Raw genomic sequence first — 16,365 nt, forward strand, 5'->3', positions numbered from 1 at the left:
CACATACTGACTATCTCCCGTTCAATACTGCATCGATCAAGGTTTTTTGCTGCTGTAAACAATCCGACAGCCTGAACCGATTTTCGACTGTCCGGCGTGCGGCTGCACGCATCTGGAGGCATGCATCGGGATCGCGAAGGACATTCATGATCACTTCCGCCAACACATCCGAGTCAAAAAACGGCACGAGCAGCCCGTTTTGACCTGAGCGGATCACTTCCCGAACAGGCGGCGTGTCCGAACCGATGATAAGCGCGCCGCAGGCCATCGCTTCCACCACCGACCAGGACAGGACAAACGGATATGTCAGATAAATATGTGCGGTGGATATCTGGTAGAGCTTACGGAGTTGGGCGTGCGGAATTGTACCAGGAAATACGATGCGATCCGGCGGCAGATCCAAATTCTTGACCAGATGCTCGCGCCACGATCCGCCACCGGGCGGTGGCGTTCCATAGCTGACACCATCACCGCCGACAAACACGAAGATCGCATCATCGTTCTGCCGAACGACCTTGGCAGCGGCTTCAAGCGCTTGCGGAAATCCACGATAGGGTTCGAGATCGCGTGCGACAAATGTAATCACGCGCGATTCTCCTGCCTTCAGCGTGCGTCCATCGGGTAGCTGAATCGTGGCGTGACGGTCTGGATAGAAGAGTTTTGTATCCACCCCTTCGTGCACCACGGCGATGCGATTCTGCACGGAACGCGGGTAGAGGCTTTTCTGCCAGTGTGTCGGGCTAAACCCACCATCGATTCCTTCAAGGGTGACGAGCTGGGCCATGTTGCGCAAACGCAGACGCTTGCGAGTTTCGATGTCTGGTCGGTCGCCGGGCGCAAATCCTACATCCGCACCATTGGCGCGATAGAAGAACTCGCAATAACCAAGAGCTGGTGCTGACGGCAGCACGTCCTTGACGAACATCATGCTGCCCCAACCAATATGACCGATGACGATATCGGGCGCCTGGCCTTGATGAGCCATGGATTCCAGGGTTTCGGCCACACGGTACCCGATCCTCGTATGATGATCGGGTACTTCGAGATATCTGGCCATCGCACCGCCGGTGCGAGGACCAGATTCCACTCTGTGGCGGATGACGCGGACCGCTGGGAGGCGACGGTCCACTGTCTCGCAGATCAGGCTTACATCATGTCCGCTGGTAGCCAGACTTTCGGCTAAAGCAGCAAACTGGCCGAAACCGCGCCTGTGCACAAATGCTATACGCATGTTACGAAACGTGCTCGGCTAGTGGCCGAAAAGCGTCGCAACACATCAAATGCCAAATCGTGCGGCGTTACCCCACACGAGTTCCAGTCTGTGCAGAGTCTGATAGGCGATCTCGAGATTTCTGAGATCGTCATCATCGCGAGTGAGGATATGGTTGTAGGCCCGGCTTGCATTCCGCAAGCTTGCACACAGCCGCTCACCCTTGTCCGTCAGGCGGATACGGGCAGACCGTTTGTCCCTCTGCGAGGCGACACGATCAACATACCCACCATCGGTAAGCTGTTTAAGATAATAGGAAATGTTGGAACCGACGTAATGTCCGCGATCCAGTAATTCACCCACAGTGAGCTCGACATCGCCGATAGCCATCAGAACCAGGGTCTGGGCCGGGCCGATATCTTCCACGCCCAACTTCGTCAGCTCGGTTTTTAGCAAGCTCACAAAGCGGCGGTTTACTCGTTCTATCATCCGGGCCAGTTCGAAATGCGTGATAACGACTGTATGGACCGGATGTCTGCGTTCCTGTTTTTCGGCGGTAACTTCAGGAAAATCAACGGCAGTAAAGCCATCGACTGATGTTTCGACTTCCACTCCCTCGTGTAGAAGTTTTTGCATCTTTTGCTCTCCATTTTCAATTTTACTTCAAATTTTGAAGAAATTTGCAGCTATATTTTCTTTGCTCCTTTCGCATTTCCCCGCCGTAAGAACCTTTTTTCTGTCACATTCTCTGCAGTATTACTTTACTGATCTTGAGAACTAGCACACAGTTTTTAGGGATATCCGCCACCTGTGACCATTCCAAGGCAGATAGCGTATGAATGATACTCGCGAATTCAAATCGATTGGCAAGAGCCCTGCGCACAAAAAGGGGCAGGACGATTCGGTAACTACGCCCAAAGGCCTGATTTTCAAGGCCCGCCGCGTTTTCCTGTCGGGACTACTTTATGCAGTGCTGCTGAGCGCCTGTATCAATTTGCTACAACTCACTGTACCTCTCTATATGTTGCAGGTTCATGATAGGGTGCTGAACAGCCGAAGCATGGACACGCTCACCATGCTGACCGTGCTCGCCATTGGTGCGATGCTGGTGTTCGGCGTGCTGGAATATATCCGCTCGCTTTCCTTCCAGGCCATGGGCAGCGCGCTCGTGCGCCGCCTGAACCTAGCGGTTCTGACAGCAGCGGTGCAGGCCTCTGTGAATCAGGGGATGCCGAAAGCGACGCAGACGTTGCGCGATCTAAACGAGTTGCGCAGTTTCCTTACATCCCCGGCCATCAATGCTCCGCTCGATGCGGCATGGTCGCCGATTTTCCTCGGCGTTCTGTTCCTGCTTCACCCGATGTTGGGCGTGATCGGTCTCGTCGCCGTCATCATTCTGGTGGCGTGTGGTCTGCTCACCGACCTTTTGACCCGAAATCTGATTCAGGAGGCGAATCAAGCCAACATAGAAGCGGTTTCCAAAATCGGCAGCAGCTTGCGCCACGCCGAAGTCATCGAAGCCATGGGCATGCTTCCGGCGCTCGCTCGTCGATGGCGAACGATGCAGGTTCAGGCGCTGGAAGTACTTGACCTCGGTGGAACACGCGCCCGTGCCCTATCCTCGATTGCCCGCACGGCACGTTTCATCATCCAGATTGGATCGCTCGGTATCGGCACGCTGCTTGCCATGCAGCAGGAAATCACCCCCGGCGCCATGATCGCGACCAGCATCATCATCGGTCGTTTGCTGATGCCGTTCGATCGAATCGTTGAAAACTGGCGCCAGTGGGTCAGCGCAATTGCCAGCTGGAAACGCGTTCAGTCATTGCTTTCGGAAAATCTGGCCGTTCGCCAGACCATGCCAACACCGCGACCCAACGGCGATCTCGTGATCGACAAGCTGATCTATGCCGCGCCGGGCGTCGACGTTCCGATCATCAAGGGCATCTCCTTCTCGATTTCGCCAGGTGAAGTGCTGGGCGTCGTCGGTCCTTCGGCTGCCGGTAAATCAACGCTGGCCCGACTGTTGATCGGTATCGTCAAACCCACGTCAGGCGGCGTTTTCCTCGACGGCAATAACGTTTATCTCTGGGAACGTGGCTCTTTCGGTGAGATTGCCGGCTATCTGCCGCAGTCGGTCTCACTTCTTGATGGAACCATCAAGGACAACATCGCCCGCATGGGTGACAGCGACCCGCATCGCGTGCTGGAAGCCGCGCGCCTTGCCGATGTGCACGAGATGATCGGACGCATGCCGCTCGGCTATGACACGCCGGTCGGCGACGGTCGCCTCACCCTCTCTGGCGGTCAGCGCCAGAGAATCGGGCTCGCCCGCTGCCTCTACAACCGCCCGCGCCTGATCGTTCTCGATGAGCCGAATTCAAATCTCGACGCCGTTGGCGAACGTGCACTGATTCGAGCCGTCGAACATGCCCGCGACGACGGCGCCATTGTCATCATGATCGCACATCGGCCATCTATCATGCAGGTCGCCGACAAGCTGCTGGTACTCGAAAACGGGCGGATTTCACAGTTCGGTCCGCGCACCGATGTCGTCGCATCACTGACACCTGCCAATAACGGCCCGCAAATGGGAGCAGCGAACGCATGATGGGTAAATCAGTCATTTCTCGTCGTGTTTCCAGCCTGCTCGCGCCGCGAGCAGAATCGTCGGATCACAAAACTCTCACCCGTTTCGGCAGTGTCAAACCTGAATGGGCGCTTGATCTGGAACGAGAGGATTCGAGATCACCGCTGCGCGGTCTCATCATTGCAGGCCTCGCCACAATCGGTGTCGCTTTCGGTGGATTCTTCGCCTGGGCTTATTCCGCTAATCTGGGAAGTGCGGCAGTCGCAATGGGCACGGTGATTGTCGATTCCAAGCGCAAGACAATCAGCCATCTCGAAGGTGGCATTCTTGATCGTCTGCTCGTGCAGGAAGGCGACATAGTCAAAGTCGGCCAACCCCTGCTCCGGCTTGACGACACCAAGGCACGCTCCGATCTCCAATCTCTGGAGAGCAGGCGCATCGGCCTGATCGCAAAACTGGCCCGCCTGCGCGCCGAGCAATCCGGCGAAAAAGAAATCAGTTTTCCGGAAGGTTTCGCCGATGACGGCGAGAATGCACAGAACGCCATTCGCGCCGAAAACATCTTCTTCCAGAAACGACTTGCGCAGAAACTGAGCAAGATCGACATCCAGCAGAAGACCATCGAGCAATATACTGAACAGGCCAAGGCCTCCACATCGCAGATAGCGGCCACCGACCGGCAGATCGAGCTTATCAGCGAACAGCGCAAGGCGATTGCCAGCCTCGTTGAAAAGGGCTTTGCCCAGAAATCGAAGCTCACGGAAATCGATACACGCCTTAGCCAGCTTGCGGGCGACCGCGGCGAATATGCCGGTGACAAGGCGAAAGCCGAACAAGCTAAAGCCGGTGCAGAGTTCGCCCTGACAGGGATCGAAAGCGATCTCCAGTCGGAAATCGCTGGCGAGATCACCTCCAGCCAGGTCGAACTTTCAGATGTGCAGGAACGTATCGTTGCCGCCAAGGACGTGATGCGTCGCGTGGAAGTTCGCTCGCCGCAGGATGGTATCGTCGCGAACATCCGGCTGCGAACACCGGGCGGCGTCATCGCGCCGGGCGAAGCGATCATGGATATCGTTCCTGAGAACGAACCTTTGGTCGTTGAAATGAAAATCAGCCCGCGTGATATCGACAGCATCTCGGTTGGTGCAGGCGCACAGATCCGGTTAACCGCCTACAATCAACGCTCGATGGCACCGCTAGACGGCAAACTGACCTATATTGCCGCCGATCAATCGCTCGATGAAAAGACAGATACCGCATTTTTCGTCGCGCGAGCCGAAATTACTCCGGCGTCACTTGCCGCAAATCCGACTGCCCGACTTTATCCTGGCATGCCCGCCGAGGTAATCATCGTGCACAAGGAGCGTCGCGCCATCGATTACTTGGTCTCACCTATCACTGATAGTTTGAACCGGGCATTCCGTGAAGATTAATGATCAGATAATTTCAAAGTAAAACTCGATCATAGGTTGAAATTCTGAAAAGGAGGGACGCCGCGCATGACATTTCATGCGCGGCGTCATCTCATTGAAATATTTTCATTTTTCTTTTCATCACCTCGATATTTCAAATTTAGAACTATTTTCTCTGTAAATATAAATTAAATAGAAATTATAATGACTATAAATATCATTCATATTTTTGTTTACATAACTGTAATATAAATTAATGGTAATAATTTGTTACTTATCGTTGCCAAATTTATACCAATTACCAATGTTGCAATTCCAGTTAATGCAGAGCAGACTACTAAGAGCATAATGGTCGGAGCATTCCGGCTTGTGGAAACCCCATACAGGAACACAAGGAGAAGCAGATGGCCACTTTAGAAGGCGGCGCCTACGACGACGTGTTGTTCGGCTCCCGCTTTGACGATTTCATCCGCGCCCATGGCGGTGATGATCTCGTATTCGGAGGCGATGGTAACGACACTGTCTTCGGCGGTAACGGGAGTGACATCCTTTTCGGCGGCACGGGTAACGACACCCTGTTCGGCGAAAACGGGAACGACATTCTCTTCGGTAATGAAGGAAACGACGTCCTGAGCGGCGGCAATGGCAGCGACGTGCTGTATGGCGGCAATGGAGATGACATTCTCCAGGGCGGCAACGGCTCCGACCTGCTCTTTGGCGGCGCGCATAATGACATTCTCTACGGTGGGAATGGCAGCGATATCCTCGATGGCGGCGCCGGAAACGACGTTCTCATCGGCGGAAATGGCAGCGATACATTCCTGTTCAATGGTGGCGGCGGAAACGACGTCATTCTCGACTTCAATCCCGGCGAAGACATTCTGCAAATTCAGAAGGGTATCAATGGTCTTGATATCGCTTCCGCAGACGATCTTGCCGATCGTGTCACGCAGGTTGGTGGCAATGTCGTTGTCGATCTCGGCAATGGCGATTCCGTTACCCTCGTGAACACCAATGCAGACGATGTACAGGCTCATCCCGACCAGTACTTCACTGTTCACTGATTGAACAATTGAGAGCGTGCCCGGCAATCCTCCCGTCGGGCACGTTTCGTCTTTACCGGGCACGCATCTTCCCTAGCTTTTGCGTGCCCGGAACTTCCTGCAAGCCGAACGTTCCTGCAAGAATGAAAGGGCCTCACATTGAACCTCGATCATTCGGCGGACACTGAAAGCAAAACCGAGAACCTCTCTATTTGCCGTCTTTGCGCCGATGTCGCTGTGGTCATCTGGGATATCCCAGGCCCGGCTCGCACAACCACCAAATGCACATTTGAAATGGCGGCCCAACCGGTTCCGTTATTGAGCGTTGGCATTCCGCTCGAGAATGGCGGCCTACGCATGTTTTGGGCCATGCGCACGGGTAAAGAACCCGTCGAACTTTCGCTCTCCGCAGGCTCTCTCGGCCCTACGGCTCAGGCTATCGTGTATCCAGCTAATGAGCTTGCTCCCTTTGACGTCGAGTATGTCGTGAGCGACCTCACCTTACCCGGCCACATCAAGCTTCTGACCAATATTCTGACCACGTGGCGCAGCACTTTCCGGCTGTCGCGAAACCAGACTTTCGCATCCCTCGTGCGTGACCTGACTTTCGTATTGACGCCGGAACCGCGCGAGGCCCAGCATTGCGGCGAACCGGTTCAGGGACATCACCTTCTTGAAACCGCAGTCGACCCGATGCTGGGCGAGATTTCGGCCATCTATGGCATCACACCCGGCAGCGTCACGGTTATTCCGCCACGATTTGTGGTGGGCAGGCAGGCTCGTAATGCCTGGCAGCCATGCCATTTTCTGCTGGAAGCAGCGCAAGACCTGCCGTCATCGCTGCTGCTGGTGTTCACCGGCCAGAAAGGCGTTGCCGTTCGCAAGCTTGCGGCAACGACCGGTGAACAAACAGATTTCGCCAAATGGTGGACCAAATGGCAGGGCAATGGTGCTTTGCGGGAATTTCTTGTTCGCCAGCTCGGCAAACTAAGCCCTTCCGGTGCTGCGGTCGCCATCGACCTGCAAACGCGCACTCCGCTCCCCGTTCGTCAGATCGCACAATCTGCCACCCATCCGGCAGCGGAAATCGATCTCGCATTGGCGCTCGATGGCGGACTGATTGTTGGCGGATGGATGCATGACCCCGCCGCCATGCTTACCGATATCGAATATATTCCCGAAAACGGAAGCGCACTGTCGTTGAAGCCGAACTTTCACAAGTTTCCAGCCAAAATTGCCAAGCGGGAAGATACGCCACAGCAGGACGTGACGGGCTTTGTAGCCTGGCTTCCTTCGGTGCAGAATCTTGGGCCGCTCTTGCAGCCGCGGTTCCAGATGCGTCTCGCGTCCGGCACCACCGCGCCCCTCGTCCCCGCACCGCAACCCTTCGAGCCATCGGCGCAGCGTAATCGCATCTTGCGGTCCGTGCCGCCGCAGCAAGCAAGGCCTCACGTCTTCTCGCATATTCTGGGACCAGCTCTCACCGAAGTTGAGAAGAAGCTCGCCGCAACGGTGCGGATATCCGAAGTGAAGGATTACGGAACAACGCCCGCCTCCGCACTCGCATCCATCGTTATTCCACTCTACCGCAACCTGGATTTTCTGCGTTTCCAGTTCTCGTCGATGGCGACGGACCCTTGGCTGATGGAGAATGCAGAGTTCATTTTCGTGCTGGATTCTCCTGAAATTCAGGACGACACCGAGCATATGCTGGGCGGCTTGCACATTCTGCACGACATGCCATTCAAGCTCGCCATCATGAACCGCAATGGTGGTTATGCGCGTGCCTGCAATGCAGGCGCCAGCATTGCGACTGGAGCGACTATCGTGATGCTGAATTCCGACGTCGTTCCTGCGGAAAATGGCTGGCTGCAGCAGCTGATCCAGCCTCTGTTCGATCAGCCCAAGCTCGGAGCAATCGGCCCTCGCCTTCTTTTCGAGGATGGCTCGCTTCAACATGCGGGGCTTTATTTTGCCCGCGACCGTCAGGGTGTCTGGCTGAACCACCATTATTACAAGGGTATGCCGGGCAACTATCCGCCTGCGCTTCGTTCGAGGGAGGTGCCGGGGGTTACCGGTGCGTGCCTGATAACACGCAAGGATATCTTCGATCTCGTCGGCGGCTTTACGGAAGACTATGTCATCGGCGACTACGAGGACAGCGATCTCTGCCTGAAGATCAGGCAACTTGGCTTCCAGATATTCTATGAACCCGCCGTAGCACTTTACCATTTCGAGCGCCGTTCGATCCGCCGCAGCACGGATTACATGCGCGGCCTCGCCAGCCAATATAATTCCTGGCTCCACACACAGCGCTGGGATGATGACATTACCGAATTGATGGTCCTGCCCCAGGAACAGGAAGGCACTGCCGACCTGTCCAATGTGATCATGACCAAATCTGAAAGGAGCGCCGCTTGACGGACGTGGTAGCGCTGAAACAGCCAGAATTTGAAGCCAAACCAGCAATACCGGATGCGCAGATCGATTGGCTGATGCAGTCTGTTTTGAAGAACCGCTTTTTGCCCTCCCCCGACCCGAACAGCGTGTTCGTCGGCGACGGGGATTATCGTGCAGTCGGCGCCGAATTTCTCGGTCATTTCATTCGCAAGGGCGGGCTTCGACCCGATGCCCGTGTGCTCGATATCGGTTCGGGTATCGGTCGCATGGCAGTGCCGCTGACGCAATATCTCGACTCGGCAAAAGCGCGCTATTCCGGGATTGATCCCGTGGCAGGCGGCGTGAACTGGTGTCGCCAGAACATCACATCGCGTTATCCGAACTTCGAGTTCCGACACATCGATATTGCCCACGACCTCTATAACCCAAAAGGGGCGGTCAACGGGCTCAATCTCGTCCTGCCTTTCGCGGACAAGAGCTTCGACTTCATCATCATGACATCGGTGGTCACGCATCTGACGTCAGACGAGGTCAAGACCTATCTCGACCAGATTTCTCGCGTCCTCGTTCCCGGTGGAAAATTATTCATGACGGCCTTCGTCGTGGACGATGTGGCCGCGCGCGACCGCCTTGGCAAACGGGACAAACGACTTGCATTTGAACGCCATGGCAACGGACCGTGCTGGTTCGTACCGGAATTGCCGCCGCTTGCCGCGGTCGGGTTTGAAAACGGCTTTCTGGATCGTGCGCTTGCCGGCACGAAACTGACACTGGAGACAAAATCCTTCGGTCACTGGCGCGGCATCGAAGCGGATCACTATCAGGATCTTTTCATCGCCTCGCGAGGTGCTGCCTGATGGCCCAGCGTGTGCTCATAGCAGCCCATAACCATCCATCTCTGCACCCCGGCGGAACTGAAATTTTCGCGCACGATCTTTTCCGCGCCTATCAGCGCGCCGGTTGCGAAGCCATGTTCATGGGTGCCACTAACAAGGTGCATCGTGAGGCTCGGCCCGGTACGAGCTTTCAGAGCATCGGTAATGGCGGCGATGAAATCCTGCTCTGGTCCGGTCATTTCGACCGGTTCTACATGAGCCAGATCGACCTTTACGGGATCGTTCCCGACATTGTCGAACTACTGCAGGATTTCCGGCCTGATGTCGTCCATCTGCACCATCTGCTTTTGCTCGGCGCCGAATTCCCGCATATCGTGCGCCGAACTTTACCGGATTGCCGCATCATTCTGACTTTGCACGACTATTACCCCATCTGTCACCATGATGGCCTGATGGTTCGCACCACTGGAAAGGAACTGTGTCATGGGGCCGGTCCTGACCGCTGCCATGCCTGTTTCAAGGACATCGCGCTTGATAAATTCGTACTGCGTGAACGGCATATCAAATCGCTCCTCAGCGCAGTCGATGCATTCGTCTCACCGAGTGAGTTTCTGAAACAACGCTATGTCGAATGGGGACTTGCGGAAGAGCTGATCAGCGTCATTCCCAATGGCCAACCGGAACGCCCCGCAGCCGAAACGCGGCAGGTCGAGCGCAACAAACCGGTCTTCGGCTATTTCGGCAATCTCAATCCGTGGAAGGGCGCAACGGTCCTGCTTGAAGCAACACAGCAGCTTATTTCCGAGGGTTTCGATTTCGAATTGCGCGTGCATGGTGCAGCGCCATTTCAAAGCGAAAGCTTTGTCAGCGAAATCGACCGGCTCTTTGCCGAGACATCGCCGTTTGTCCAGCGTCGGGGTGCTTATCGTCGTGAGGACATTGCCCAGCTGATCCGGTCCGTCGACTGCGCCATCATGCCGTCGATCTGGTGGGAAAATGCTCCGCTCGTCATTCAGGAAGCACAGGGACAAAACCGTCCTGTCATATGCAGCAATATCGGCGGAATGGCCGAAATGATTGAGAATGAGGTCAATGGCCTTACCGTTCCGCCAAATGATCCGCTCGCGCTCGCCCAGGCGATGCGTCGAATGGCGGAAAACCCGGACTTGCGCCAGTCGCTCAGCGAGAATGCGCGTCATCCGGACACCATCGACACGACTGCTGCACGCTATCTCGATCTGATCGGGACACTGCGTATCGCGCGTGTCGAGGCAGCATAAGAGGTAAATCATGAACATCGCGACCAAAGTTCCATCCGAGGGGGAAACCAAACAGGCAGCGGCCCCCAATGCCGCTGCCGCGCCTCAAAGGACCGAAGCCATGAAAGGACGCGTTGACGCCATCGAGGAAGGCCGTCTCTATGGCTGGGCCTTCGATCCATCCGTTCCGACAGAACGGCTTCTGATCCGCGTTCTGCTGGACGATAAGCCTATTGCTGAAGCCCCCGCCGACAAGGATCGCCCTGATCTGAAGCGCAACGGTATCGGCGATGGCAAGCATGCTTTTGAAGTGATGCTGCCGCAGTTTGCCGCTGCTCGGGCTGGCGAACTCGTTGTCGTCGCCGCCAATGCGTCTGGCGCGGAGCAGAAGCTACGTGTACCGAAGCCCGACGAACAGGCGGCCGAAGCGCTTATCGCCGCGCCGATGACGCGCATTCTGGACAAGCTCGACATGCTGATGGCAGCGCAGCGCCAGTTGCAAGTCAACCAACGTTCGTTGCAGCGCGTCGCGCCTACCCTTGATGCATCCGGCAATGCCGCCCCGGCAGAACTGCTGGACATTGCAAGCTCCGTCGACGGTCTGCGAACCGATCTCCATCAGCGCATGACCGAACTTGACGTGCACATCATGCGCATGGACGGCGTTGTTGCAGGATTGGAACAGCGTCTGGATGACGTGCGCAAGCGAAGCGGCGGCGACCTCAAGTTCCTGATCTTGCTGGCTGCCGTCTTGACGGGTTTTGTCGCAGGCGCATTGCTGACCCTTGCGGTCATGCCCTGAGGAAAAACCTTATGGCGCAAGACGAGAGACCTATCACGCAGCAGCCGACAGCAAGACCAACTCGTGCACCGGATCGCCCTCCCATGATGATGGAGGGTGAAATGGTCGTCGGCAGCGCGATCGAAGACACGCTGGCATTGGTGCTCGGCATCGGCAGTGCAACAAACGATCAGGTAACAGCGTTCCTGAATGGCGATCCTGCCATGAGCGTGAAGACGAACCTGATTACATGGCCACTCAGGGAGCCTTCACCTGCCGGAACACATGGTTTCGTCGCCATCGTGCCAACGGCTGCTTTGCGCCGTGGCACTCTCAAGACGATCATGTTCCAACACCGGGCAAAGGTCGCCCGCTACAATTTCGCATCGCGCTCCGCTTCTATTGCCGATTTTGTCGCCATGATCGGCGATCTAGCCGGACCGAGCTTGCCGGGCGTCATCGATGAACTGGTGGAAGGTCTGATTTCCGGCCCTATCAGCCGGAAGAAACTTTCGGCCATCACCGTTCTGCTGCAGGCGGGGGCCCGTTCTGACGGCTGCATCGAACTCATCGGCGGCAGCGATGAAGGCGAGATTTTCGTTCAGGGCTGGGCGCAGGATCTGACGCCCGCCGTAACCCGGCTGCTGATCAGCGGCAAGAATCCATCACTTGCGGAATGCGCAGTCAGCGTTTTCGCACGGCCAGATCTCAATGATGAAGCTTCCGGATTTGCAGGCCTTCTTCTTGCCAACGAACCGGTCGAACCGACTGATATCGAACGGCTTCTGTTTCGCGGGCGAAGGGGCTGGCGTTTTACCGAAGTCTACGACCGCAGGCTGCTGTCCGGCTCGCGTGAAACGCCGGGCCATATCCGGGCAATTCTGCCGCGGGTACGCAGCTCGACAGACATCCTGCTGCGCATGCGTTCCGCCGCAAACCGTTTCGATGGTGCCGACACGGTATCCAGCCTTCCCTTTCCTGTCCGGATGGGGATAGACAATGTCTTCCGGGTGGAAGGCAGCGGCATGCTGGTTTCGGGCTGGCTGCTCGATCCCGATAGCCACGTGGAAAGTGTGAAGCTGCGCCGTCATCGCGGTGAAATCCAGATCGATACCAGTTGGACCCGCATCGACCGGCCCGACGTCACCCACGAATTCGACAATCAGCCGCCATTCAATGCCGGGCTGGACCCCAGCCGTCACGCGCATGGTTTCGTTGCCTTCGCACCCGAGCTTGCAGGCAACAGCACGTCGCCATTCTATCTAGAACTTGCAATCAGCGACGGACGGCGCGCATTTTTTCCATTGACGCCAACCCGCGTCACCTCGCGTGACGCTATCGTACGGCAAATCCGCGCGACCGATCCAAATGCATGGGCGCTGCGCCATATTGTCGACCAGCAGCTCGTGCCGCTGCTGCGCGGCGTCAACCGTCCCGCGCCGGAAGTCTTTGGTGTAGTCGATCTCGGCCCCTTCGAAGATGCGATAGGGCCTGCGATCATCATCGGTATCGATGAGCGCGTCGAGGAAGTCGAACCTTTGCTGGCGCTTCTCGCGCTCGATCCCGAAACCCGCATCGCGCCAATCGTAATCGCAGCTGCAACCGAGATCATTGATCGCGTCGGCGTACAAATCAGGCGTCTTGCGGATTTCTACCGCCTGCGCATCAGGCTCGTTTCAGCTACGGGGTCGGAAGACCTCTACGATGCACTGGAAGTCGGCGCCCGCACGGTTTCGACAGATCAGGTCATATTTCTGGCCGGATCGCTGCTGCCGCGCCGCTCCGGATGGCTGAACAAGCTCATCAGCGCCTATGAAGCGCACAAGGACTGCGTTCTGTCTCCCACCCTTGCCTATGAGGATGATTCAATTCGCTGGGCGGGAACCTGGGTTGCAGGACCGCAATCCGGCATGTCGGCGGATCGCGCTCTGATCAGCCGCTACGCCGGTTATCCGATCGACGCCGTTTCAGGAATGTCCTTGACGGAAGTCGCAACGGCTACGTTCGAGTGCTGCATTCTTCCACGCGAAGCCCTGTTTTCAGTCGGCGGTTTCACGCGCGGTTATCTCGGCACCCATGAAAAGGGACTGGATCTCGGATTGAAACTCAAACAATCGGGCTTGCGCTCCTATTGGTTACCATCAGCGCAGATGCTGGGAGCAGACGATACATCCGTAACTGACAGGGCATCGACCATAGCGCTCATTGAGCGCATTGACCGGCAGGTCTTCGATGCACGGTGGTCCTCCATTCTCGCTGGCAGGCGTAACGTACAGGTGGAGGAATCCGCATGAGCGATAAACTCCGTGTTCTCGTCATCTCGCACGCTCACCCGTCGATCTCGCTCGGTGGTGGTGAAATCGCTTCCTACAATCTGCACAAGGGTTTGAACAGCATTCCCGATGTGCAGTCAGTCTATCTGGCCCGAGCCGCTCATCCGATCCCTCGGCATGGCACGACGGCTCTCATGAGCATGCGGCGCGCCAGCGACGAAATCCTGTTCCATGCCGACGAATACGATCACTTCTATCTGTCGAACAAGAACACCGATGAAATCCGCCGTGACCTGCTGCGCTTTGTCCGCGACTTCGATCCGGACATCGTGCATTTCCATCATGTTCTCGGCCTCGGGCTTGAAACGCTCTATGCCATCCGCGAGGCACTGCCGGATCGCATCATTCTGGTGACGTTTCATGAATTCCTGTCGATCTGCAACAATGATGGCCAGATGGTCAAAGCTGGCACCTCCAAGCTCTGCAACGAGGCGTCCCCTATCGATTGCCACGGCTGTTTTCCGCAGATACCGCCAGCGCGTTTTCTCAAGCGCGAACGTTTCGTGCGCGGCATGCTGGAACTGGCCGACGCATTTGTGTCGCCGAGCGAGTTCCTTGCCAACCGCTATCTGGAATGGGGCCTCAACCCCGACAAGATGGCAGTCATCGAGAACGGCATCGCCATCCGTGATGTTACCCCTCCGCGTGAGCTGACCGGCCCGAACCCGCGTCGCAGTCGCTTTGCCTTTTTCGGTCAGATCAACCCGTTCAAGGGCATAGACGTTCTGGTCGATGCCGTATCGCGTGTGCCGGAACAGGTATGGGGCGAGGATTCCCGCCTGATGATCTTCGGCGGCAATCTGGAAAAGCAGCCACCCGCTTTTCAGGAACGCATGCAGAAATTGATTGAAGAGGCTGGTCCGCGTGTGCGTTTCTATGGTGCGTACCAGAATGCTGAAATGCCGCGCCTCATGCAGTCGGTCGACTGGGTGGTCATGCCCTCAATCTGGTGGGAAAATTCACCCATTGTCATTCAGGAGGCGCTGCACCATCGCCGTCCGGTCATCTGCTCGAATATTGGCGGCATGGCTGAGAAAATCCGCGATGGCGAAGACGGCCTGCATTTCCGTGTTCGCAGCGCCGAGGATCTGGCCGACCGTTTTACAGAAGTGCTCAGCGAGCCGAGCATATGGGATAGACTGCATCATTCCATCCGCAATCCGGTCCACTATGTCGATTGCGCAAAGGAACATCTGGACCTCTACAACCGGCTGCGTGGGTCAAAACCCCGCAGACAGAAACCGGCAGTTACGCAAACTGCTCTTTCTCAGGCAAGCTGAGCCTGGCTTGACCTTAGTGAAACAGAAGGAAGACCGTATGGCACGCGCCCTCGTCATGATCCCTGCGGGAGAAGTGTACGATCACGACAATGTCCGCTGGTATCGTCACACCGACGTTCAGGGCAGCATCAATCATTATCACAATATCGGCGATGCCTTCGTGTTCGAGTCATCGTTGAAACTGATGAATTACGAGAAGGCTTCCGAACTTCCGATCACCAATTTCTCACCTGAGAAAATTGATCAGCTGCGTGAAGAGTATGATTATGTGATCCTGCGCGGTTCGAACTATATCAATAAGGATATGAACTGGCGCGACACGATCCCGGTCTTGCAACGGCTTAAACTGCCGGTCATAGCATTCGGTATCGGAGCACAAGCGCCGGTCAGAGGGGAAATACAGCTTTCCGAAGAGACCAAGGCGGTCCTGCGCATCATTGCAGATTCGACGACATCCATCGGTGTGCGCGGCGCTTACACGGCGCAGGTACTGAACGATATCGGCATCCGCAATGTGCGCATCGTCGGTTGTCCGACTGCGTTTCGCCGCAACAACCAGCATTTGCGTATCAAGTTGCCACCACTGGAAAACGTGACTCAAGTCGGCGTTACGGTTCGCCGCGAGGTTTCACCAGCCTATGCACAGGATATCGAGCAATATCTGACGCGTCACCGCGACCTTATCAAAACCATGGCCGGGCGCTTCGATGTGACCTTGATGGCTCAGGGCGAGATCGATGAGAAGAAAATGGTCTTCGGCACTGCGGAGCAGAAGGAGGAGGCCATTGCAGCGCTCAAGAACCATCGCTGGACAGCGGACTGGTATTTCGACGAGACAATAGAAAACCTCTATCGCCATCGCATGTTCTATTCGGATGTCGTTGCCGATTACGAGGAACTGGTGCGCAGGCAACAGCTCGTTCTCGGCTATCGCCTGCATGGTAATCTGATGGCGCTGGCCAACGGCGTGCCGTCCATCTATTTCACCTATGACAGCCGTACAGCCGAATTTGCCGAAACCTACAAGATACCGAGCTATGACGTCTTCAGCGACAAGCCTTTCCGGCTGGAAGACTATTGGGACCAGTCGTTGTTCGACAAGTATAACCGGGCATGGTTCGAGACCTATGCCGAGATGAAGCAGTTTCTCGATGAAAATGGTGTCGACAACAAGATGACCGAAACCGGACTTCCCATCGCGGAGCTGAAGGTCGCGTAAGA

The 16,365-nt window shown here is 56.2% G+C and carries 12 protein-coding genes; 10 read left to right on the forward strand and 2 right to left on the reverse strand.

The genetic code is table 11. The annotated features are described in order from the left end of the window. Positions 1-10 precede the first annotated feature (10 nt). Together ABDF71_RS15530 and ABDF71_RS15535 are read right to left on the reverse strand one after the other, a co-directional pair. Positions 11-1,231 (reverse strand): glycosyltransferase family 4 protein, encoded by a 1,221-nt coding sequence (locus tag ABDF71_RS15530; RefSeq protein ID WP_036586487.1) that lies wholly within the window; start codon positions 1,229-1,231, stop codon positions 11-13. A 45-nt stretch (positions 1,232-1,276) separates the two neighbouring features. Continuing rightward, positions 1,277-1,846, reverse strand: coding sequence for a MarR family winged helix-turn-helix transcriptional regulator (locus ABDF71_RS15535; RefSeq protein ID WP_010658636.1), 570 nt, complete (start codon positions 1,844-1,846; stop codon positions 1,277-1,279). Between the two features lie 199 nt (positions 1,847-2,045). Here ABDF71_RS15535 and ABDF71_RS15540 point away from each other — a divergent pair, with 199 nt between their 5' ends. From ABDF71_RS15540 to ABDF71_RS15585, 10 genes are all read left to right on the forward strand, one after another. After that, positions 2,046-3,821, forward strand: coding sequence for a type I secretion system permease/ATPase (locus ABDF71_RS15540; protein ID WP_012092860.1), 1,776 nt, complete (start codon positions 2,046-2,048; stop codon positions 3,819-3,821). Further along, on the forward strand, positions 3,818-5,233 hold the full coding sequence (locus ABDF71_RS15545) for an HlyD family type I secretion periplasmic adaptor subunit (protein ID WP_029927624.1): 1,416 nt from the start codon (positions 3,818-3,820) through the stop codon (positions 5,231-5,233). The genes ABDF71_RS15540 and ABDF71_RS15545 overlap by 4 nt, the downstream gene beginning before the upstream one ends. 383 nt (positions 5,234-5,616) lie before the next feature. Next, positions 5,617-6,276 (forward strand): calcium-binding protein, encoded by a 660-nt coding sequence (locus tag ABDF71_RS15550; protein ID WP_010658633.1) that lies wholly within the window; start codon positions 5,617-5,619, stop codon positions 6,274-6,276. 138 nt (positions 6,277-6,414) lie between these two features. Next, positions 6,415-8,676 carry a glycosyltransferase family 2 protein gene (locus tag ABDF71_RS15555; RefSeq protein ID WP_151663613.1) on the forward strand — a complete coding sequence of 754 codons (2,262 nt, stop codon included), beginning with the start codon at positions 6,415-6,417 and terminating at the stop codon, positions 8,674-8,676. Further along, positions 8,673-9,512 carry a class I SAM-dependent methyltransferase gene (locus ABDF71_RS15560; RefSeq protein ID WP_151663612.1) on the forward strand — a complete coding sequence of 280 codons (840 nt, stop codon included), beginning with the start codon at positions 8,673-8,675 and terminating at the stop codon, positions 9,510-9,512. The genes ABDF71_RS15555 and ABDF71_RS15560 overlap by 4 nt, the downstream gene beginning before the upstream one ends. Beyond that, positions 9,512-10,771 carry a glycosyltransferase family 4 protein gene (locus tag ABDF71_RS15565; RefSeq protein ID WP_151663611.1) on the forward strand — a complete coding sequence of 420 codons (1,260 nt, stop codon included), beginning with the start codon at positions 9,512-9,514 and terminating at the stop codon, positions 10,769-10,771. The genes ABDF71_RS15560 and ABDF71_RS15565 overlap by 1 nt, the downstream gene beginning before the upstream one ends. 10 nt (positions 10,772-10,781) lie before the next feature. Further along, positions 10,782-11,552: a hypothetical protein gene (locus ABDF71_RS15570; protein ID WP_036586490.1), complete on the forward strand. Its 771-nt coding sequence runs from the start codon at positions 10,782-10,784 to the stop codon at positions 11,550-11,552. A gap of 11 nt (positions 11,553-11,563) precedes the next feature. Continuing rightward, positions 11,564-13,825: a glycosyltransferase family 2 protein gene (locus ABDF71_RS15575; RefSeq protein WP_151663610.1), complete on the forward strand. Its 2,262-nt coding sequence runs from the start codon at positions 11,564-11,566 to the stop codon at positions 13,823-13,825. After that, complete coding sequence (locus ABDF71_RS15580) at positions 13,822-15,144, forward strand: glycosyltransferase family 4 protein (RefSeq protein WP_151663609.1); 1,323 nt, start codon at positions 13,822-13,824, stop codon at positions 15,142-15,144. Before ABDF71_RS15575 ends, ABDF71_RS15580 begins: the two co-directional genes overlap by 4 nt. Before the next feature lie 37 nt (positions 15,145-15,181). Further along, entirely contained in the window at positions 15,182-16,363 is a 1,182-nt protein-coding gene (locus ABDF71_RS15585) for a polysaccharide pyruvyl transferase family protein (protein ID WP_010658626.1), read from the forward strand. Positions 16,364-16,365: the final 2 nt, after the last annotated feature.

This window comes from Ochrobactrum sp. WV_118_8, from assembly GCF_039631535.1.
Classification (GTDB): Bacteria; Pseudomonadota; Alphaproteobacteria; order Rhizobiales; family Rhizobiaceae; genus Brucella; species Brucella anthropi.